The organism is Maritimibacter alkaliphilus HTCC2654 (genome assembly GCF_000152805.1).
GTDB classification, from domain to species: Bacteria; Pseudomonadota; Alphaproteobacteria; order Rhodobacterales; family Rhodobacteraceae; genus Maritimibacter; species Maritimibacter alkaliphilus.
On record NZ_CH902578.1, the window covers coordinates 2,616,549 to 2,636,202 of the forward strand.

The window sequence follows — 19,654 nt, forward strand, 5'->3', positions numbered from 1 at the left end:
GTTTGGGGGGCAAGTCGTTTAATTCCCGACGCCTACAACCGAGCGGCTCGGCATCGGGAATCGGGCGAACCCATCGTTCTCGTCCCGGCTTTCACCCGCTGTGACCTGAGCGAATTCGATCAACGTGAATCCGCGTGGCAGGGGCACGACGCGACAGATCAGGCTTCGACCGTCCTTGAGCGAAATTCCGGTCTCGACGGTTTCGCGCGGACCTGCATGACCGACGGCCCCCTTGATCTGGTCCCAGACCGCGCTGGGCAAGGCGGCTTCCCGCCACAGTTCGACGGCCTCGTAAATCGGCATGGTCGAAGGATCGGAGCCGTCTTCGGGGACCCACAATCCGGCATAGTGGCTGTTCGACAGCGTCAGCACCCCGGAGGTGGAGAAAACGGCGATGGCAGAGGGCAGGGCGTCCAATGTGGCCTGCGCGGTTTCGATCTCGGCCCGGTATCGACGGGCAAGGCCGATCTCGGCGGAAATATCTTCGAACAGGAAGGCGACGGCCCCATCCGGGTGCGGCCTCCCGGTCACGCGGTAGGTCTGCCCGCCCGGCAAGGTCCAGCTTTCCTCATACGTGCCGTTTCGGGCGGCATCGACGAGGTCCGAGATACGTTGACGCCAAGATTTGTAATCCTTCGGTTCGGGCATCATCTGCATTTCCCGCAGCCGATCCAGAAATGCGGCGAGGGACGGCTTCGACACGAGAAAATCGACCGGCAGCGTGGTGAGATCCAGAAGGGCGGGATTGAACATCGCCAGTTCGCGCGAGCGGCTGAAGATCGCCAGACCGATGGGCAAGGACGCGAAGGTCTTGGACAGTGTGGTCACAAATTCGGTGCGCGAGACTTCGGCCTTGACCAGATCGTCCGCCGGGATCGCCGTGCAGATCTGGCCGTCCCCGTTCAGCCGCGTCTCCACTTCGAACCAATGCCGCGTCTCTTCGCCCGTCGGGGTGAGCGCCATCCGTTCCCGCCGTGATTCCGCATCGCTGCTGTCCTCCGCAGTCGGCCCCGCAAAAAGCCGTGTGGGAGGCCACTTGTAGGATTGGCCGCCTTCTTCCATCGAATCCGCGAGGTCGAGGTAAGCACGGTTGCACCAGGTGATGACCCCGGACGCATCCTCTTGCCAGATCGGGAAGGGGGTCCGGTCCGTGGCGGCGCGGAGCGTGTCCAGTTCACGATTCAGGGCGGCGACCGCGTATTTGTCAGGCCCGATCTCTGTATCGTCCACGCCCGTCGAGGTCAGCGTGATCCGGGCGAGTCCATCGTGCCATTCCGCACGTAGCAAGCTCGTGCCGTCATTCGACACACGCTCCATCGCGCCCAGATCGGCGAGTTCGAATATCCAGGCCTCGAGCCCCGGGAAGCGGGGTTCGAGCAGGATCGAAAGCCGCGCCCAATCGGTGCCCCGATGGGGGGCCGACGTCAGCAGATCGCGCGCGGATGTGGTGGCATCCAACAGGCTTTCGTTCTCGAACACGAAGGTGATCGCACCCCGTTCGCCCACGGAAACCTGCCGGATGCCGCCAGAGGGGCGCCTGTCGAAAAGCCCGATGAACAAGAGCACCGCAAAGGCCACCAGAAAGGCAACGAAAACGAGTGCGATCGCAAGCAGTGTGGTCATGAATCAAGGTCCAGCCGTGAATCGTCACTGCATCCTAAAGTTGTGATGGTTAACGAATGTTTAAACGGGACGTTACCCGGCGATGACCACGTTCTCGCCGAGCATCGGAAGCCGCTCGGCGGCCTCGATACTGTCGGTGCCACGCGGCCAGACAACCTCGACGATCGCGCCCGACCGTTCATTCGGGCGCGCGACACCCGTGTAGGGGTCTTGCCCGTTCGCAAAGGTCAGTTCGGCACCCGTACGTTCCAGCAAGGTCTTGGCGATGAAAAGCCCCAGACCCATGCCTTCGTATTCCGGCCTCTGCGCGTCCGGGGCGGTGCGCCTGCGCCTGATGAACGGATCACCGATCCGGCCCAGAAGGTGCGGCGGGTATCCTGCGCCGTCGTCGACGATCCGGATCATGATCGCCGTGTCCGTGGTATCCGCCTCGACCCAGACGGTCGTCGCGGCGAAGTCGACCGCGTTCTGGACGAGGTTGCGCAGACCGTGGACCAGCTCGGGACGGCGCTGGATCATCGCCTGATTGTCCTCGTCCGCCTCGATCACGATGTCCTTTCCGCGGTCGCGGTGGGGTTCGGCGGCCTCCTCGACCACCGCGACGAGGGGTGCCTGACGCAAGTGGAGGTCGTCCTTGCCGGACCGTCCCATCGAGCGGAGGATGTCGCGGCAACGGTCGGCCTGATCCCGGATCAGTTCCGCATCGTCGCGCAGATCCGAACCTTCGGGCAGGTCCGATACCATTTCCGACGACACCAGTTTGATGGTCGCGAGCGGTGTTCCCAGTTCATGTGCGGCGGCCGCAACGACACCGCCAAGGTCGGTCAGCTTCTGTTCGCGCGCCAATGCCATTTGTGTGGCGAGCAGGGCCTGACTCATGGCTTGGGTTTCCGAAGACACGCGCCGGGTATAGGCGGCGATAAAGCCGATCGCGGTGACGATGGCGACCCAGGCGCCGAACACGAACACCTCGGGTAGTTCGAGGACCGAACCATCCGCGGTGTAGAGCGGGATGTGCAGATCGACCGCGAAGGACGTGAACGCAATCGCGGCAGCCCCGACCAGCAATGTCGCGCGCAGCGACAGGGCGGTTGCGGAGACGGTCACCGGGGCGGCGATCAGGACGGCGAAGGGGTTGTTCAACCCCCCGCTCAACACGATCAGCAGCCCTAGTTGAAGCGTATCGAAGAGCAGCATCCCGACGGCTTCCCGTTCGTTCAGCCGCTTGTTTTCGGGGTAGACGAAGTGGAACACGATGTTCGCGATGATCGAAAGCCCGACGACTGCCGCGCAATACCCAAGCTCGATCTGGATGCCGAACACACGATCCGCGACACCGATCGCACCGATCTGGCCCCCGACGGCGACCCATCGGAGGATGTTCAGGGTCCGCAGTTTGATCCAGCTTCGGCCGGGGTTGGCTTCGAACAGGTCGGCGCTGCTGTCTGGCATGGTGTCCCGCAAAAGTGAGGGGTTGCGTCAAAGTCTACCCTTGTTAGTCGGGGGCGACTGGCCGATCAATGCGCCCGAAGTGCGCAGGAGGTTCCCATGACCCGTATCATCGCCGTCGTCGCGGCCGTCGCAATCGTCGCCCTGATCGGGGCGACTTGGTATGTCAGCCGGTCCGAGACCGACGCATTCGCCGACTGCCGTGCCTCGGTCGTGGGAAGCGGGACGAGCACGATTGGCGGGCCTTTCGAACTGGTGGATGAAGACGGTCAGACGGTCACCGATCAGGATGTCTTCACCAAGCCGACCCTGCTTTATTTCGGCTACACCTTCTGCCCCGATGTCTGCCCGCTCGACAACGCACGGAATGCCGAGGCGCTCGATCTGGTGCAGGAACGGGGATATGACGCGCAGATGGCGTTCATCTCCATCGACCCGGATCGCGACACGCCGGAGCAGCTCAAGGATTTCACCTCCTTCCTGCACGACGACATGATCGGCCTGACCGGATCGCCGGAACAGGTCAAGGCGGCGAGCCAGGCCTATAAGACCTATTACAAGAAACAGGACGAAGGCGACGATGAGTATTACCTCGTCGATCATTCGACCTTCACCTATCTGGTGCTGCCGGAAACCGGCTTCGTCGAGTTCTTCAAGCGGGACGACAGCCCCGAGAAGATCGCCGAAAGCATGTCTTGTTTCATCGACGCGTCCTCCTGATCCGTAGAAGAAACTGAACCGAAGTTTGACATGCATCAATTTGACGCGTGCAAAGGTGATGCATAAAGCTTTGTGAATGCGAACAGGCGGAGGACGGGAAATGTCCGAGAATGTGGCTTATGACTTGGGTGAAGACCGGTCGATCCTGCTGGTCGACGATGATGAACCGTTCCTGAAACGACTCGCGCGCGCGATGGAAAAACGCGGGTTCGAGGTCGAGACGGCCGACAGTGTCGCGGGCGGCAAGGCCATCGCGACCGGGCGGCCCCCGGCCTATGCGGTCGTCGATTTGCGTCTTGGCGACGGCAACGGGCTCGACGTCGTGGAGACGTTGCGCGAACGGCGGCCTGAGTCGCGGATCGTCGTGCTGACGGGCTACGGTGCCATTGCGACCGCGGTGGCCGCGGTCAAGATCGGGGCGACCGACTACTTGTCGAAGCCCGCCGATGCCGATGACGTGGTCAAGGCTCTGCTCGCCAACGGTGAAGATTTGCCGCCGCCGCCGGAAAACCCGATGAGCGCGGATCGCGTCCGGTGGGAACACATTCAGCGCGTTTACGAACTTTGCGACCGCAACGTGTCCGAGACGGCGCGTCGCCTGAACATGCATCGCCGGACCCTGCAACGTATCCTCGCGAAACGCTCGCCGAAATGAAGGCCGCGCTGGCGGTCGCCTGCGCCTTGTTGGCGGGTTGTGCCGGAACAGCGTCGGATGTCGCGCCCGCCCGGCAGGGTGTGAGTTTCACGCCGGATGCCCAGGGGCTTTTGGTTACCGGCACTGGGCAGCGGATGGATTTCGGTCGCAGCCCAAGGGGGATGATCCCGGTTCTGGAACGGGAACTCGGCGCGGGGCGTGCGCTCCCGCTTGCCGGCTGTGCGCCGGGCATCGCCCGCCAACTGGATTGGGATGGTCTGATCCTGACCTTTTCCTCCGAACGGTTCGTCGGTTGGAAGACGGCAGGCGAAAGCGCCGGTCAGACCTGTGCCTGAGCCATTTTCCGCAGCCATGCTCTGAAGGCGCGCGCGCCGGGGCTTAGAACGCCGGGCCGCGTGACGATGTAGTAACCCAAGCCTTCGGGGTCGCCTTCGTAAAGGGTCGTAAGCTGGCCCGAGTCCAGATCGGGCGCGACGAGCGCCTTTGACTGGATCGAAAGGCCCAGCCCGGCGCGGGCCGCCGACAGGACCATGCCGTTGTTCGCCATGTCCTGCGCCCCGACCTTGTCGAAATCCACGCCGATGGCCTTGCCCCAGACGCGCTGCTCGTTCGCGGCGGCCGAAAAGAACCAGTCGTGCGCGCTAAGTCCGCCCAATTCATCCAAGGTGCGGGCCTTGGTATAGGTCGGGGCCGCGACCACGACGAACTGACTGACCGCGAGCGGTTCGACATCGTTGCCGGGCCAGTCGCCATTTCCGAACCGTATGGCGAGGTCGATGCCATCGCGGCGCAGGTTCGCCAGCGCCATCGACGGCACGAGCCGCACCTCGACCTCGGGATGTTGCGACCAGAACTGACCCATTCTCGGCATCAGCCAGGCTTCCGCGAAGGATGGGGTGAGCGTCACCGTGATCGGGCGGATGGCGTTGCGGTCCATGATGTCCGTCACGCCCTCGGCGATCCGCCCGAACCCCTCGCCCAGCGCATCCGCCAGATCGCGCCCCGTCTCCGTCAGTTTCATCGTCTGACCGTCGCGGGTGGCAAGGCTTTCGCCAAAATGCGTCTCGAGCGCGCGAAGGTGCTGCGCGATGGCCGCATGGGTCACGTTCAGGTCACGCGCGGCGGCGGACAGGGAGTTGTGGCGCGCCAAGGCTTCGAAGGCGCGGAGCGCGGCGAGAGATGGGATTCGGGACCAGTCCATCCCTTTACTGTAAGTGAAACTTACAACTTTGAAAGTTTAGAAACTCGCCTGAACCCCTCGAATCCCGCATGGTCCTTTCATGAAACGCGGAAAGGAGAAACGCCATGTTGGGTATCATGAACCACGTCATTCGCACCGCAACCGGGGCGGAAGCCCGTCGCGAGACCGGATTCGAACGCGAACACCGCATCCGCAACGCGGATCGCATCAAGCGGGAGGAAGCGCGCGACGAACTGCGCCGGCGCATCTACAGCAAGATTTCCCTGTAAGCCAGACTCACGCCAATCTTCGGGAGCCGCCGGAACGTCGATCAGACATTCCGGCGGTTTTCCTTTGTCTCGTGGATTTGTCATGAAACCGTTACATCGGGCCGATAGCCCGCGACCGACCACCGGAGGTTCACATGACACGCATCGCCATCAACGGCCTTGGCCGCATCGGAAAGCTCGTACTTCGTAAGTTGATCGACAACGGGGTGGAGGCCGAGATCGCCCTGTTGAACGATCCGGTCGGCACACCGGAGATTCACGCCCATCTGTTCGAGTTCGATACGGTCCACGGGCGCTGGGATGCCGACATCTCACACAGCGATGCATCGGTCACCATCAACGGGACCGAGATTCCCCTGACCGCAAGCTGGACGATCGAGGACCTGCCGCTCGACGGCATCGACCTGGTCATCGACTGCACGGGCGTGTTCAAGACCAACGCGAAACTGGCGCCCTATTACGCGGCGGGCGTTAAGAAGGTGGTCGTCTCGGCCCCGGTGAAAGAAGAGAATGCGCTGAATGTCGTCTACGGCGTGAACAGCGACCTTTATACGGATCAGGATCTCGTCACTGCGGCGTCCTGCACGACCAACTGCCTCGCCCCGGTGGTCAAGGTCATTCACGAGGCATTCGGGATCAAGCACGGCTCGATCACGACGATCCATGACGTGACGAACACGCAAACCATCGTGGATCGCCCGGCCAAGGACCTGCGCCGCGCGCGGTCGGCCCTGAACTCGCTCATACCCACGACGACGGGTTCGGCCAAGGCGATCACCCAGATTTTCCCCGAACTGACTGGCCGTTTGAACGGGCACGCGGTGCGGGTGCCCTTGCTGAACGCGTCCCTTACCGACTGCGTTTTCGAGGTAGAGCGCGACACGACGGTCGAAGAGGTGAACGGAGCCCTCGAAGCGGCGGCGAACGGCCCCCTCAAAGGCGTTCTCGGATACGAGACACGCCCGCTCGTATCGACCGATTACACGAACGACCCGCGCTCCTCGATCATCGACGCGCCCTCCACGATGGTCGTGAACGGGACTCAGGTGAAAATCTACGCTTGGTATGATAATGAGTGGGGCTATGCCTGCCGCCTCGCCGACGTGGCCCGGATGGTTCTGGCATCCATTTGATCCATGACTTTTGGGGGCTGTCATGAACCCACGTTTTCTGTTCGTCCTGTTCTCGCTCTGCCCGGCTGCCGCATTCGCCGACGTGGAATTCTGCAATTCGACCGATGCCGTCGTTTCGGTGGCCATCGGATACAAGGGTGACGCCGATTGGGTGTCGGAAGGCTGGTGGAACGTCGACCCCGGCGATTGCCGGACCGTTCTGCCGGGGAACACGCCCAAGAGCCATTACTACTACCGGGTCGAATCCGGCGCCTACGCGTTCGAGCATGAGACCTATATGTTCTGCACATCCGACGACGTGTTCACGATTGTCGGGGACACGAATTGCGAAAGCCGCGGTTACGACCGCGAAGGCTTCAATGAAATCGCGATGGAGGGGCGGCCCGGCTTCACCATCGACATAACGGGCGACGGTGGGCGCGAAGGGCAGCCTTCGGCCCAGACCGAGCGCGACGATGATGTGCCGTCCCTGTTCGACAACCTGCTCGACACCTCCCCCTCGGCTGAAGCCGATCCGCCGGGCACCCATGGCGAATACGGAACCTATGCCGGGTTGTTCAGTCATTGCGGTGACTACGGCTCGGCTCGGGTCTGTTTCTTCTCGACCCAAGGCTGGGTTGTCGGCGTGGCCGAGGCCGGACCGACCCCACAGGCCCTCATCGACGATCTGGTGACCCGTCCGGTCAATACGGCCATGCAGTTCTCGGGCGATGTGATGGAGAGCGGGAATGGTCGCGCCCTTTTGGCGCTGTCGGATTACATGGTCATCGCGGATGATGAGTTCGCCTCCGATCGCGATGCGATGCAGGGCCGCTGGGTCGGCGCGACCAATCGGGACTATGAGATCGAGATCTACGGCAGCTTCTTCACCGAAAGTTTCACGGGCGAACCCGAAATGTCGAGTTTCATGCATTTCCGTCAGGGCTGCCCGGGGGCGCAGGGCGACGGAGTGGGCGTGCGCTTGATGCCGTCGGACGAGAACGATCCCGAGACCTGTTTCTTCCTGTCCTACATCGACGACACTCAGATGGAGCTGCTGTTCGTCGACGACTTCAGCGAGCCGGTGGTGATGAATCGCGCGCCGTGACGGGTGCCGCATGGGGAACGAAGGGGACATGGGATGAAGTGGTTATTGGTCGCGGGTGCCGCGTGCCTCCCGTCGGTGGCTCAAGCGGGGCTTGAGTTCTGCAACCAGACGGGATCGTCGGCCTCTGTCGCCATCGGCTACAAATCCGCTGACGGATGGATGTCCGAGGGATGGTGGAACATCGACACCGGTGCCTGCAAAACCGTCATCTCGCGCGATCTGGACAAGACGCATTATTACTGGCGGGCGGAAAGCCGTGACCTGTCGTGGTCCCATGCCAATTTCATGTTCTGCACCAGCGACGAGGTGTTCACCATCCTCGGTGATGAGGATTGCACGGCGCGTGGCTATGACCGCGAGGGCTTCAACGAGATTAAGACCGAAGGCTTCACCACCTTCACGATGAACCTGACGCATACGGGTGACGGGCGGGAAGACAACATCGCGGACCACGGCCCGCGCGACCCGGAAGAGGGTATCGTCTATCCCGACGAGCAATACGACAGCGCCGCATCCGACGTGGTGGCGGACCCGCCGGGCACCCATGGCGAACCCTATACGATCACGGGGATTCTTAGCCATTGCGATTGGTATGACGCCGGGGTCGGGTGCACCGTTCTCGCCGACGGCTGGAGTTACGTCGCCTCATCCTACGATCCGACTCCGGTCGCGGTTCTGGAAGAGCTCGAGGCGCTGGGCACGAATGTCCCGATCACCATCTCCGGCGACATGATGTTTTACGAGGGGACGGAAGCGACTGTTACAATCAGCGACTATTCATTCGCGCAACCGGACGTCTTTCAGACCACCCGGCAAGCGATTCAGGGCTACTGGCAGTCCGAGGACGATGCGAATTACGAGGTGCTGATCCATGGGTCCAGCTACGAGGAATACTACCAGCAGATGCCGGACATGCCGCTTTTAATGCACTTCCAGACCGGATGCCCGGACAATCCGTCGAGCGGACCCGCCTTCCGGCTGGTGTCGCGCGACGGGGGCGAGGATCGTTGCGTTCTGGTCAGCCATGTCGACGCCTCGTCGCTCGAGCTTTTCGTCGCCGGGACCATGCGCCCCCTCTACTTCCAGCGAAAGAACTGACGTGACCGATATGACCGGGAAACCGGAGAATGCACTTGCGGCCTATGTCGCGGTGACGGCGGCCTACTGGGCCTTCATGCTGACCGACGGCGCGTTGCGGATGCTCGTGCTGTTGCACTTTCACGACCTTGGGTTTTCGCCGATCACGCTGGCGTGGTTGTTCCTGCTCTACGAGGTCGCCGGAATGGTCACGAACCTGTCGGCCGGGTGGATCGCGGCACGGTTCGGTCTGACCACGACGCTTTATGCCGGTCTTGCGATCCAGATCGTCGCGCTCGTCGCCTTGTCCCGGTTGAACCCCGGCTGGGCCGTCGCGGTGTCGGTCCCGTTCGTGATGATCGTTCAGGGTATGTCTGGGGTTGCCAAGGATCTTGCGAAAATGTCGTCCAAGTCGGCGGTCAAGATCCTCGCACCATCCGCAGGGGGCGGCCTGTTCCGATGGGTCGCGGTGCTGACGGGATCGAAGAACGCGGTGAAAGGTATCGGGTTCTTCCTAGGTGCCGGACTGCTCGCCACCATCGGGTTCAAGGCCGCAGTTCTGGCGATGGCGGTGGTGCTGACCGTGATCCTTTTCGCGGTGGTGCTGTTCATGCCCACGGGCCTGCCGAAAGGCTCTAAGTCGGCCAAATTCACCCAAGTCTGGTCCAAGGATCGGAATATCAACCGACTGTCGCTGGCCCGGATGTTCCTGTTCGGCGCGCGCGATACGTGGTTCGTCGTCGGCATCCCGATCTACTTCACCGCCCTGATTTCGGACGGGAGCGAGGACGGCAACCGCGCCGCGTTCTTTCTTGTCGGCGGCTTCATGGCGCTCTGGATCATCGCCTATGGCGCGGTGCAGGCCTCGGCGCCCCGATTGCTCGGACAGGCCGCGCACGAAAGCCGGGTGGCCGTCCGCCTCGCAATCCGGTGGGTCGGCATCCTGACCGCGATCATCGCGGTGCTCGCCGCCCTTTCGCTGACGCCCGCGACATGGATCGCCGGCGTGCTCGTCGCGGGCCTTTTGGCCTTCGGGTTCGTCTTCGCAATCAATTCGTCGCTCCACTCCTACCTTATCCTCGCCTTTTCACAGGCGGAGCGGGTCACGATGGACGTGGGATTCTACTATATGTCGAACGCCGCCGGGCGGCTGATCGGAACGCTGGCCTCGGGCATCAGCTATCAGATCGGCGGGCTGCCTCTTTGCCTTGCCACGGCCGCCGCAATGGCTGGCGCAAGCTGGATTTCTGCCAAAAGATTGGGCGGCGATGGCGCTTTGAACGTCTGACGATTCCTTTTCAGTTGATTGGCCAGAGGCCATCCGTAAAGCTTGGTTAGTATTCTATTAATGACATTGCTTTGACCCGGTTTTTTTGGGCCCGTTCGAGCGGTGGAGAGGGGGCCAATTGACTGGATCGATCAATGTGAATGAATCGACGCGTGAAATCACCGTCGATTCCTCAGGCAGTTTGATAGCGGACGACGGCGTAACCACGCTTGCCGAAGCGGTCGCCCATGCGAACGCATGGGACGGGACAGGTTCGGCCTATACCATCCTGTTCGATGCGAGCCTCGACACCATCTGGCTGACGCTGCCGATTGTCTTCACGACCTCCATGACAATCGACGGTGGCCCGCTCGACGCTGGTTCGCCCAGCGTAGACATCCGAATGGACACATTCGACCGTATCTTCGAGGTCGATCTTGAACTTGCAGAGTCCCTGTTCCTCAGAAACGTCGGCGTCAAATCCGGGAACCATGTGTCGCCCGACAACGGCACCGGCGGCGCGGGTATGCTGATCGAGGGGAGCGGCTACGTCAGCGTCTTTCAGTCCGAATTCTCCTTCAACTCTCAAAGCCACCTGAATCCCGCGGGCACCTTTACGGCAGGTTATGGCGGAGGAATTCTGCATGAGGGCGGAACGCTCGTCGTCACGGACAGCACTTTCGCGAACAACAAGGCGGGTTTTGGCGGCGGTGCGATCAGCTCGAGCACCACGGCGGGGCAGCTTTACATCAGCGGATCGACGTTCAGCAACAACTCCGCCAGCGGTGCAGGCGGTGCGATTTATGCGCTGAACCATACGTCCACCGTCACGATCGTGAACTCGACATTCGACGGCAACAGCGTAGCGGACGTCGCCAATACCAACTCGACGGCAGGCGGCGCGATCTTTGGCAGCGACATCAATCTGACCGTGAGCAACACGACCTTCTCCGACAACTCCGTGGCGGAAGGCGCGGCGGGCAGCGGGGATGGCGGCGCAATTGCCCTCGTCAACTCCACGGCCAATGTGCAATCCTCTCAGTTCAACCGCTCGAGTTCCGAGGGTATCGGAGGCGCGATCTTTGGAGTGGCCACCGACCTCACGGTCACCGGATCGTCCTTCCTGAACACCGAATGGTTCGGGGGCGGCAACGCGATTGAACTGCTTGGCGACGGAACGCTCGATTTCACGTCGAACTCGGTCGACCTGACCGGCACCACGAACCCGGTCGCGATCTTCGGTCCCAATGGCCGCAATGTGATCGAAGCAGACCCCGAAGGCACGGAATATCGCATGGGCGACGCCGATGACGACATCCTGCTTCTGGGCACGGGCATGACACTTCGCCTGGGCGGCGGTGCGGATCTGGTGACCGGAACGATGGCGACGTTCCTTGGCAACACGGTTGCCGATGTCAGCATCGAAGACGTGTTCTGGATGACGGACGACAAATCGCCGAGCGACGAGTTTGGCATCATCACAATCTTTACCCCCATAGTCGGCGGTGGAGCATCGGTTGAGTATTATCTGGAAGGCGTCACGACGACTTTCTTCCCGATCCGGATTGTCGCAGGCAACGACATTTCCGGCACCGATATTTTGATGAGCCATGTCGAGGACCAGACGCAGTTCGGGTTGATCGACCTGTTCCCGGCCCTTTCCGAGGGGACGACGGTGGCGGATGCCGACCCGGAGCGGTCTGCGATGCTCGAATTCTTCGCGGAAGGCTGGCAGGCCTATAGCATCACGACGCGCACCGACCTTGCCGCGACGGTGAACAACAACGCCATCGGGGTGTATGAGGTCAGCGGCGGCGGAACGATCTCGAACGTCCGAATTCTGATCGACGACGCCAAGGTGGGGACGACCGAAACGTTCCAGCGTGTGACCGACGGTTACCTTGAGTTCTTCATCATCAAGGACGGGGCGGACCTTGCGGCCACGCTGGGCCGCAAGTCGCTTTCAATCGACAGCGACGGATCGCTGCTCGTGAACGGCGTCGAAAGCGACCGGTTCATCTGGCACATGGACACGTCCCGCAACAGAGATGCGGCCAACCATGCGATCATCGGACACGGGGGTCGCGCGGACACGATCCGCATCGGGTTCGAAGACGCCTCCGCTTGGGACAACGACTTTCAGGACGTGGTGATCGACGTTCAGGGGCTGGACGGCTTGCCGATCTAGTCCGCGACCGTCGCGATCCAGTCCGCGATGCTTTCGGCACATTCCTCGGCGGTGAGTTCGGTCGTGTCCAGCTGGAACACGCGCTCGGCCTCGCCGCCCATGAGGATCTGACCCTGTTCGTGATACTGAAGCGCCAACGCCCTTTTGCGTGATTTGGTCATCGCCTCGCGGCCCGCCGACCCGATCCTGCGTGCGTTTTCGTCGGGGTCGCAATGGACGTGGACGACATGTAGCGGACCGTGCGTTTCCGCCAGTTTCTCGATCCGGGCCCAGGCTTCCGCCGACCAATCCGAATCTCTGCGCAGGGTATCGGTCATGATGAGCGGCACGTCCAACGGCATCTCTGCGATCCGCTTGTCCGCGATGTCCCAGACGGCGCGCACGGTGTCGTAGAACGCGTCGCTTTTGAACTCGGTCAGGGCATAGGCGAGGTTCATCTGGGTGTGAACGTCGAGCAGTCGACCGCCCAGACGATCCATGAGCGCCTGACCGATGGTGAGCTTCCCGGTGCCGGGATATCCGTTGAGAAAAATCAGCATGGCGGGATCATGCATCGGATCGGGCCCGAGGCCAAAAGAAAACCGGCGCGGAGGGCCGCGCCGGTGATTTTTTGCGATCCGTGATGGATCAGAAGTTCAGCGACACGTCGCGGTGGTTGGCCGAACAGGACGCCATGGCGAGCGCCTGTTTCCGCGTGAACCGGTCCTGCGACCGGATACCGAAGGTGCCGATCACGCCTTCGACGTAGTTGCGGACGCCGGGCAGGGCCGCCTGGGCATCTGCGCGCCATTGGGCCTGAGCCGCGTATTCGGCCAGTGCGTCTTCGTAGTTCGACAACACCTCTTCGCGGTCCGGTTCGTCCTCGTCGAGTTCGCGGCGGGCCTTGGCGAGTGCGGACTTCACGTCGCCCGCGCCCTCGACTTCGCCGATGAGGTCTTCGATCTCTTCGACTTTCAACGCATCCGCTTCGCCCGCGCCCGTCTCCATGAGAGAGCGAAGGTCGTTGAGCGGCGCCTCGAGCGCCACGAACGCGTCGTAGTCTTCGAGCACCGCCAGAACCTCCGCCGGGCCCGAATAGGCATCGTCGGCTGCACGGCGATACTGGTTCCGCGCGGCATCCTCGGCGGTCGTCAGTTCGACGAAGGCGTCATGCGCTGCCTCCCACCCGTCCGGGATCTGGGCTTCGAGCGCGGCGATTTCTTCGTCGATCTCTGCGACGCGCGCCTCGAGCGGCCCACGGCTTTCGCTGTCGGCTTCGAGACGATTGAGAAGCGTCTGATCCTCGTCCCGTTCCTCTTCGAGCCGCCGGATCTGCTTTTCGAGATTCCGAACGGCAATGAGTTGCGGGCGATACTCCGGCGTGGCGGCATCCACCGCAGCCTCGGCCTCGTGGATCGCATCCATCTGGGCGAGCGCGGTTTCCCCTGCCTCGACGCCTTCGTTGAAGTCACCGCGCATGTCTTCGGGAAGCGCCGAGAGGTCCAGCGTTTTCGCGGCGGCGACGGCATCGGCCGTTCTCGTGCTGCTCGCAAGCTGCTGACCCACGTAGTCTTCGAGGCACAGCTGAAGCTGCGGGTTGCGCGGCGGCGGTGCGGTTTCACCCAACAGGCTCACGCGGTTGGGGAGGTAGTTCACCAGCGGCGGGTAAGACCCGACGATTGCCAGAGCAAGGAGCTGCAACAGGATGAACGGCACGACGCCCTTGTAGATCTGGAGCGTCTTGACCACCGCGGGTGCGACGCCGCGCAGATAGAACAACGCGAAGCCGAAGGGTGGTGTCAGGAACGACGTCTGGATGTTCAGGCCGATCATCACGCCCAGCCACACGGCTGTCACGTTGGCGCCGGGGTCGGCCAGCAGGATCGGCGCGACGATGGGCACGACGACCACGGCGATCTCGATGAAGTCGAGGAAGAAGCCGAGGACGAAGATCACCGCCATGACGATGACGAACTGGGTCCAGAACCCGCCGGGCATGCTGTTCAGGAATTCACGCACCAGTTCTTCCCCGCCGAAGCCACGGAAAGCGGCGGTCAGCATGGCAGCGCCGAGCAGAATGATGAACACGAGCGATGTGGTCTTGGCCGTCTCGAGCATCACACCCTGAAGCGTGAACTCGATCCGGATCGCACGGACCGCCGACCAGATCAGGGCGGTGACGATCAGGATGGTCGCAAGGGCACCTATTGCGATGCCAAGCTGGTCCTGCGCGCTATCGACCGCCTTCACGTTCATTTCGAACATGGAAAGCGCGACCGCAATCAGGACGAGGCCCGCAATGGCGACGAGCGCAGGTCCGAACAGCATCCGGCTGCCGGAGGGCGGCAATCGGTAGGAGGCCATGATAAGTGCACCCGCGGCACCGATCGCGCCGGCCTGGTTCACCGTGGCGATACCGCCGATGATCGAGCCGAGCACGAGGAAGATCAGCGCGAGCGGCGGGATCAACGACAGGCTGACACGGCCCCAGAACGCGAGATTCCATTTCTGGCTCTTGTCATGCACGGCGGGCGCGGCCTTGGGCCGGATCACCGCGTAGACCAGAATGTAGATCATGTAGATGCCGACGAGGACGAGACCCGGAATGAGAGCACCCAGAAACATTTCACCGGCCGACGTGCCGCTGACCCCGAAGGTCGAGGGCATCTGAAGGTCGCCGGTGGCGTCGGTGTAGAGGTTCTTGCGCAGCGTCGAGGCCTGATCTGCGGCGCTCGCCAACTGGTCGGCAAGGATGATGAGCACGATGGACGGCGGAATGATCTGACCGAGCGTGCCGGAGGCCGCGATCGTGCCGGTTGCGAGCGGTGTCGAATAGTTCGACCGCAACATGGCCGGGAGCGAGATCATACCCATCGCGACGACGGTGGCGCCGACGATGCCGGTGGTCGCGGCAAGAAGAGCGCCCACGAAGACGACCGAGATACCCAGACCGCCCGGCACGGGGCCGAAAAGCTGGGCCATGGTGACAAGCAGGTCTTCGGCGATTTTGGACCGCTGGAGCATGATGCCCATGAAGATGAAGAGCGGGATGGCGATGAGCGTATCCCTCTCGACCTCCCAATAGACCCCTCGGAGGTTCGTGACCCCCGCCGTCAGCCACTGTTGGGGACCGCCGGAATGGAAGTAGGCGTCCGTGTTGCCCTCGAACAGATAGCCGGTCCCTGCGGCGAGACCGATGGTGATGATCGCGGCACCCGGAAGCGCGAAGGCGACCGGGAAACCGGAGCCCAGCGCGGCCGCCATGATGACGATCAGCAGAAGAAGGAAGAAGATTTCCATTGTTCCGGTGTCCCCTCAGTGTCCGGCGTCTTGCGCGGGTTCGCGATGGCCCGGTTCATCCCGGGCGTCTGCAACGGCGTCGAAGAAATAGCTGACGAACTGGATCAGCATGGTGATCCCGAACAGGCCGATGAAGGCGGCCATCTGGTATTTCACGAACATGCCGAACGGCCCGGCCTGACTGACCTCGAAGCTGGTCAGCGGTGCGTTGATGATCGATTGCTTGCCGCCGAAGCCGATGGCGAGGATCACCCAGACCGTGCTCATCCCGAGAAGGATGGTGCCGAAGGCGTTGGCGAAACCCTTCTTAGTGCGGCCGAAGCCTGCATAAAGGATGTCGACCCGCACGTGACCTTCGTCGAACAGCGTGTAGGCCGAGGCGAAGAGGAACAGCGCGGCATACCAATAGCGAACGAGGTCGCCCATCAGCGCCTGTTCATACGAGAATACGAAGCGCGAGATGACGATCAGAAGTTCGGCGGCCACGATCAGGAGCGAGAGCCAGACGAAACCGAGCGTGCGGGTGAACAGGGCGAGGATGAAGCCGACCACGATGAGCGGCCCGTGCACCCACGGTCCGACCCAGTTGGCGCGGGCGAACTGGCGCGAAATGTCGGTGCCGAGGATCGGCTCGATCATGTCTTCGGTGCGCATGAACGCGATGGTCGCGTCGGCGATGCCCACCAGAAAGACCGACCAGAACAATGCCCGGATCAGGTAGACGTTGAACATATGGACGCGGTGCGCATCCCACCGGATCGCCCGGTCCTGCGTCGACAGGACGAAGACCGCCGCGATGGCGACCCCGATCAGGTAAAGCGCGGCCTGAACCCAGGCCAGCCCCGCGCCTTCGCCGCCAAGCGCGGCCGTTCCGGGGAACCCGAAGTAGACCACGAGAACATTGTTGATGAGAAACGCGGCCAGCACGCCAAGCGTGATCCAGCCGAACAGACGTTGCAGAACCGCTGGCCGTCCGTGGCGCGGAATCTCTGTGTGATCGAAGACCTCAGTCATGGCCCCTCCCGTGGACGCAAGTGAGCGTGATTTCGCGGTCGTTTATCAGAAAAAAAGCGGGACCGAAGCCCCGCTTTTCACTTTTTGATGCGTTATTCCACCGCAATCAGCCGATGTCGAAGATCCGGTTGCGGTTCGCGACGAACTGACCTTCGAAGAGTGCGATGCCGCGGCCGAAGTCGCGCATCTGCTTCTGGCAGCTCTCGTTCACGCGCGCGGCGAGGTCGGAGTAGGCGGCCGTCTCTTCGAAGACTTCCATCGCGGCTTCGCCCATGGCGTCCCACACGTCTTCGTTGAACTCTTTCACTTCCACGCCCTGCTCGTCCTGAAGCTTGTTCAGGTACTCGCCGTTCAGCGCGGTCGCTTCGTAGTAGGAGTTGGCGTTCTCTTCCAGCGCGGCGGCAGTGATGATCGCACGTTGGGTGTCGGTCAGACCCGACCACCACGACTTGTTCGAGGTGAGCGAGAGCTGTGCGCCCGGCTCGTGCATACCGCCCGTGTAGTAGAACTTGGCGGCTTCATAGAACTTCATGAAGTAGTCGTTGTACGGACCCACCCACTCGGTCGCTTCGATCGAACCGGAGACGAGGTTCTCGTAGATCTGACCACCCGGAAGCGACACGGTCGACGCGCCGAGTTTCGACAGAACCTGACCGCCAAGGCCCGGAATACGCATTTTCAGACCCTTGAGGTCGTCAGCGGATTCGATTTCCTTGTTGAACCAGCCGCCGGCCTGCGTGCCGGTGTTGCCGGCGGGAAGGCCGTAGAGGCCGAACTGATCCTGCACTTCGTCCCACAGGGCGCGACCTTCGCCGTAGATGCACCATGCGTTGATTTCAGCGAAGGTCATGCCGAACGGCACAGCGGTGAAATAGGCCAGCGACGGGTCTTTACCGGTCCAGTAGTAGTCGGCGCCGATGTAGGCCTGCGAGTTGCCGTTCGCGACTTCGTCGAACACGTCGAGCGCGCCCACACGTTCGCCAGCGGCGAAATATTCGGTCTGAATGGCACCTTCCGACAGTTCGGTGATGCGCGCGGCCAGACGCTGTGCCGAAACACCGAGACCCGGGAAGTCACGGGGCCAGGTCGACACGATGGTCATGGTCGTTGCGTGGCTGGCAGCGATCGCCGGAGCGGCCAATGCGGTACCGGCGGTGCCAAGCGCGGCACCCTTCAGAAACTTACGACGTTCCATGGTTCCTCCTCCAATAAGACGTCTTGTCTTTTCGTTGTTATCGGTGCGGGTTCCCTGCCCGCAGCCTGCCACACCCTACCCGGAAGTCTTGGATATTCAAACGAAAAGACCCGGACGCGGCGGTTAAATTCGTCGCATCCGGGTCATTATGTAGGCTGCCCTACGGGAAACTACGTAGGTCCGCGTTACCGCAAACGCGAAAAACTCATATCGCGAACAGAGGTTGAAGGATGCGCGGCACGAAGGCCGAGAATCGCAGCGGCGCATCGGTTGCGGCCAGACAGATGCAGTCGACACCTTCGTCGGCGACCGGAACGTGTTCCAGATCGTCGTTCGCGACTTCGACGTCGCCGACATCAAAATGCCCGGTCGCATCGGAGAATCCGCCCTGAAGCACCAGCGTCAGCTCAAGCCCGCCGTGCGTGTGCTCCGGCACCGGCTTACCTGCGGGGATGTGGAGGAGCCGGGCGGACCCTTCGCGGTCCATATCCACGATGCACTGGCGCACGCCGCCGCCCAGCCGCTTCCATTTCGGCTTTTTGCCCTTGAGCGCGGCCATCACGGGACCGGGATAGATGCCGTCGCGAACAGGCGTCTCGTCTTCCTCGCGGTCGAGGTCTATGGCGTCATCCAAGCGGCCCATGATCTGAGCGCGAAGGTCGCCGGACAGCGGCGCTTCGGCCATGCTGTCGAGCACGGCACCGCCTGCCGCCTCATGCGCGTGAAGATTTGCACGGCAGTCGTCGCACATAGAAACATGCGTGGCGACGACCAGCGAAAAGGCTTTGGGTAGGTTCCCGGCCACATAAGCCGCCATCACGGCGTCGGGGATGTGATGCGAGATCGTATCAGTCATTTCTTACCTCAGATCCTTCAATTCATGCCGCAGTCGGTCGAGGCCCAACCGGATGCGGGACTTGATGGTGCCGAGCGGCAGTCCTGTCGCCTCGGCAATGTCACTATGCGAAAGCTCACCCAGGTAGGCTTTCTCGATCATTTCGCGCTGGTCGGGGTTCAGACGGTTCAGCGCGTCGCGCAACACGTCCGTCTCCTGCTCCAGCGCAAGCACCTGCCCTGCATCGGGGGTGCCGTCGTCCTGTTCTGCCTTCAGGGCTTCCGGCATCGGCCGGCCCTCTTTCCGCACGATGTCGATCTGGCGGTTCCGGGCGATCTGGTAGATCCAGCTCGACACTTGGGCGCGCTCGGGATCGAACAGGTGCGCCTTGCGCCAGACCGACATCATCACGTCCTGAACGATGTCTTCGGCCTGCCCGGCGGGCGCCCCGCTGCGGATCACGAACCCTTTCAGGCGCGGTGCGAAATGGTCGAACAGCTGCCCGAAGGCGTATTTGTCACGTTTGTCCCGGATCGCCAGCATCCAGAGGGTCTGCTCTGAAAATGGCTTCGGGTCTTCTGTCGTCGTCGTCGCCACGCGGCGCCCCGTCTTCCCAATTACAGCAGTAGCGACCAACCCCGCAGGCGGGGCGAGGTCATGAT

Annotated in this window: 18 protein-coding genes; 9 read left to right on the forward strand and 9 right to left on the reverse strand. The window is 62.3% G+C overall.

Going from position 1 to position 19,654, the window contains the following annotated elements; genetic code table 11:
- Positions 1 to 18: 18 nt before the first annotated feature.
- Together RB2654_RS13790 and regB are read right to left on the reverse strand one after the other, a co-directional pair.
- Entirely contained in the window at positions 19 to 1,623 is a 1,605-nt protein-coding gene (locus RB2654_RS13790; protein ID WP_008332542.1) for a PAS-domain containing protein, read from the reverse strand.
- Between the two features lie 72 nt (positions 1,624 to 1,695).
- Positions 1,696 to 3,075 (reverse strand): sensor histidine kinase RegB, encoded by a 1,380-nt coding sequence (regB, locus tag RB2654_RS13795; protein ID WP_008332543.1) that lies wholly within the window; start codon positions 3,073 to 3,075, stop codon positions 1,696 to 1,698.
- Positions 3,076 to 3,171: 96 nt separating this feature from the next.
- Between regB and RB2654_RS13800 the strand changes: the two genes are divergently transcribed.
- From RB2654_RS13800 to RB2654_RS13810, 3 genes are all read left to right on the forward strand, one after another.
- Positions 3,172 to 3,792 (forward strand): SCO family protein, encoded by a 621-nt coding sequence (locus tag RB2654_RS13800; RefSeq protein ID WP_008332544.1) that lies wholly within the window; start codon positions 3,172 to 3,174, stop codon positions 3,790 to 3,792.
- Between the two features lie 100 nt (positions 3,793 to 3,892).
- Positions 3,893 to 4,447, forward strand: coding sequence for an ActR/PrrA/RegA family redox response regulator transcription factor (locus RB2654_RS13805; RefSeq protein WP_008332545.1), 555 nt, complete (start codon positions 3,893 to 3,895; stop codon positions 4,445 to 4,447).
- Entirely contained in the window at positions 4,444 to 4,782 is a 339-nt protein-coding gene (locus RB2654_RS13810) for a hypothetical protein (protein ID WP_040884881.1), read from the forward strand. Before RB2654_RS13805 ends, RB2654_RS13810 begins: the two co-directional genes overlap by 4 nt.
- Here the strand turns inward: RB2654_RS13810 and RB2654_RS13815 are convergent.
- Complete coding sequence (locus RB2654_RS13815) at positions 4,767 to 5,648, reverse strand: LysR substrate-binding domain-containing protein (RefSeq protein ID WP_008332547.1); 882 nt, start codon at positions 5,646 to 5,648, stop codon at positions 4,767 to 4,769. The genes RB2654_RS13810 and RB2654_RS13815 overlap by 16 nt on opposite strands.
- Positions 5,649 to 5,752: 104 nt before the next feature.
- On the opposite strand from RB2654_RS13815, the gene RB2654_RS23410 reads away from it, so the two are divergent.
- From RB2654_RS23410 to RB2654_RS13840, 6 genes are all read left to right on the forward strand, one after another.
- A complete protein-coding gene (locus tag RB2654_RS23410) occupies positions 5,753 to 5,917 on the forward strand; it encodes a hypothetical protein (protein ID WP_008332548.1) in 165 nt (54 codons plus the stop codon).
- A gap of 134 nt (positions 5,918 to 6,051) precedes the next feature.
- The gene (locus RB2654_RS13820; RefSeq protein ID WP_008332549.1) at positions 6,052 to 7,050 is read left to right on the forward strand and encodes an ArsJ-associated glyceraldehyde-3-phosphate dehydrogenase; all 999 of its coding nucleotides are present in this window, start codon (positions 6,052 to 6,054) and stop codon (positions 7,048 to 7,050) included.
- A 22-nt stretch (positions 7,051 to 7,072) separates the two neighbouring features.
- On the forward strand, positions 7,073 to 8,137 hold the full coding sequence (locus RB2654_RS22460; RefSeq protein ID WP_008332550.1) for a DUF1036 domain-containing protein: 1,065 nt from the start codon (positions 7,073 to 7,075) through the stop codon (positions 8,135 to 8,137).
- A gap of 33 nt (positions 8,138 to 8,170) precedes the next feature.
- Complete coding sequence (locus tag RB2654_RS22465) at positions 8,171 to 9,235, forward strand: DUF1036 domain-containing protein (RefSeq protein ID WP_050771962.1); 1,065 nt, start codon at positions 8,171 to 8,173, stop codon at positions 9,233 to 9,235.
- A gap of 10 nt (positions 9,236 to 9,245) precedes the next feature.
- A complete protein-coding gene (arsJ, locus tag RB2654_RS13835; protein ID WP_040885716.1) occupies positions 9,246 to 10,502 on the forward strand; it encodes an organoarsenical effux MFS transporter ArsJ in 1,257 nt (418 codons plus the stop codon).
- Positions 10,503 to 10,683: 181 nt separating this feature from the next.
- Positions 10,684 to 12,669: a hypothetical protein gene (locus tag RB2654_RS13840; RefSeq protein ID WP_148912500.1), complete on the forward strand. Its 1,986-nt coding sequence runs from the start codon at positions 10,684 to 10,686 to the stop codon at positions 12,667 to 12,669.
- Here RB2654_RS13840 and RB2654_RS13845 read toward each other — a convergent pair.
- The 6 genes from RB2654_RS13845 to RB2654_RS13870 form a co-directional block, all read right to left on the reverse strand.
- The gene (locus RB2654_RS13845) at positions 12,666 to 13,208 is read right to left on the reverse strand and encodes an AAA family ATPase (protein ID WP_040884882.1); all 543 of its coding nucleotides are present in this window, start codon (positions 13,206 to 13,208) and stop codon (positions 12,666 to 12,668) included. The two genes, RB2654_RS13840 and RB2654_RS13845, sit on opposite strands and share 4 nt — an antisense overlap.
- Positions 13,209 to 13,296: 88 nt before the next feature.
- Positions 13,297 to 15,948 (reverse strand): TRAP transporter large permease, encoded by a 2,652-nt coding sequence (locus RB2654_RS13850; protein WP_008332559.1) that lies wholly within the window; start codon positions 15,946 to 15,948, stop codon positions 13,297 to 13,299.
- A gap of 15 nt (positions 15,949 to 15,963) precedes the next feature.
- On the reverse strand, positions 15,964 to 16,962 hold the full coding sequence (locus RB2654_RS13855) for a TRAP transporter small permease subunit (protein WP_008332560.1): 999 nt from the start codon (positions 16,960 to 16,962) through the stop codon (positions 15,964 to 15,966).
- Positions 16,963 to 17,068: 106 nt separating this feature from the next.
- Positions 17,069 to 18,157 (reverse strand): TRAP transporter substrate-binding protein, encoded by a 1,089-nt coding sequence (locus RB2654_RS13860; RefSeq protein ID WP_008332562.1) that lies wholly within the window; start codon positions 18,155 to 18,157, stop codon positions 17,069 to 17,071.
- Between the two features lie 205 nt (positions 18,158 to 18,362).
- Complete coding sequence (locus tag RB2654_RS13865) at positions 18,363 to 19,013, reverse strand: ChrR family anti-sigma-E factor (RefSeq protein WP_008332563.1); 651 nt, start codon at positions 19,011 to 19,013, stop codon at positions 18,363 to 18,365.
- A 3-nt stretch (positions 19,014 to 19,016) separates the two neighbouring features.
- On the reverse strand, positions 19,017 to 19,535 hold the full coding sequence (locus RB2654_RS13870) for a sigma-70 family RNA polymerase sigma factor (protein ID WP_008332565.1): 519 nt from the start codon (positions 19,533 to 19,535) through the stop codon (positions 19,017 to 19,019).
- Positions 19,536 to 19,654: the final 119 nt, after the last annotated feature.

Coding starts and splice junctions, on each gene's coding strand:
- RB2654_RS13865 (WP_008332563.1), bottom strand. CDS start 19,013: ATGACTGATACGATCTCGCATCACATCCCCGACGCCGTGATGGCGGCT.
- RB2654_RS13845 (WP_040884882.1), bottom strand. CDS start 13,208: ATGCTGATTTTTCTCAACGGATATCCCGGCACCGGGAAGCTCACCATC.
- RB2654_RS13855 (WP_008332560.1), bottom strand. CDS start 16,962: ATGACTGAGGTCTTCGATCACACAGAGATTCCGCGCCACGGACGGCCA.
- RB2654_RS23410 (WP_008332548.1), top strand. CDS start 5,753: ATGTTGGGTATCATGAACCACGTCATTCGCACCGCAACCGGGGCGGAA.
- RB2654_RS13800 (WP_008332544.1), top strand. CDS start 3,172: ATGACCCGTATCATCGCCGTCGTCGCGGCCGTCGCAATCGTCGCCCTG.
- RB2654_RS13850 (WP_008332559.1), bottom strand. CDS start 15,948: ATGGAAATCTTCTTCCTTCTTCTGCTGATCGTCATCATGGCGGCCGCG.
- RB2654_RS13820 (WP_008332549.1), top strand. CDS start 6,052: ATGACACGCATCGCCATCAACGGCCTTGGCCGCATCGGAAAGCTCGTA.
- RB2654_RS13790 (WP_008332542.1), bottom strand. CDS start 1,623: ATGACCACACTGCTTGCGATCGCACTCGTTTTCGTTGCCTTTCTGGTG.
- RB2654_RS13860 (WP_008332562.1), bottom strand. CDS start 18,157: ATGGAACGTCGTAAGTTTCTGAAGGGTGCCGCGCTTGGCACCGCCGGT.
- RB2654_RS22465 (WP_050771962.1), top strand. CDS start 8,171: ATGAAGTGGTTATTGGTCGCGGGTGCCGCGTGCCTCCCGTCGGTGGCT.
- RB2654_RS13810 (WP_040884881.1), top strand. CDS start 4,444: ATGAAGGCCGCGCTGGCGGTCGCCTGCGCCTTGTTGGCGGGTTGTGCC.
- RB2654_RS13815 (WP_008332547.1), bottom strand. CDS start 5,648: ATGGACTGGTCCCGAATCCCATCTCTCGCCGCGCTCCGCGCCTTCGAA.
- regB (WP_008332543.1), bottom strand. CDS start 3,075: ATGCCAGACAGCAGCGCCGACCTGTTCGAAGCCAACCCCGGCCGAAGC.
- RB2654_RS13805 (WP_008332545.1), top strand. CDS start 3,893: ATGTCCGAGAATGTGGCTTATGACTTGGGTGAAGACCGGTCGATCCTG.
- arsJ (WP_040885716.1), top strand. CDS start 9,246: ATGACCGGGAAACCGGAGAATGCACTTGCGGCCTATGTCGCGGTGACG.
- RB2654_RS13870 (WP_008332565.1), bottom strand. CDS start 19,535: ATGCTGGCGATCCGGGACAAACGTGACAAATACGCCTTCGGGCAGCTG.
- RB2654_RS22460 (WP_008332550.1), top strand. CDS start 7,073: ATGAACCCACGTTTTCTGTTCGTCCTGTTCTCGCTCTGCCCGGCTGCC.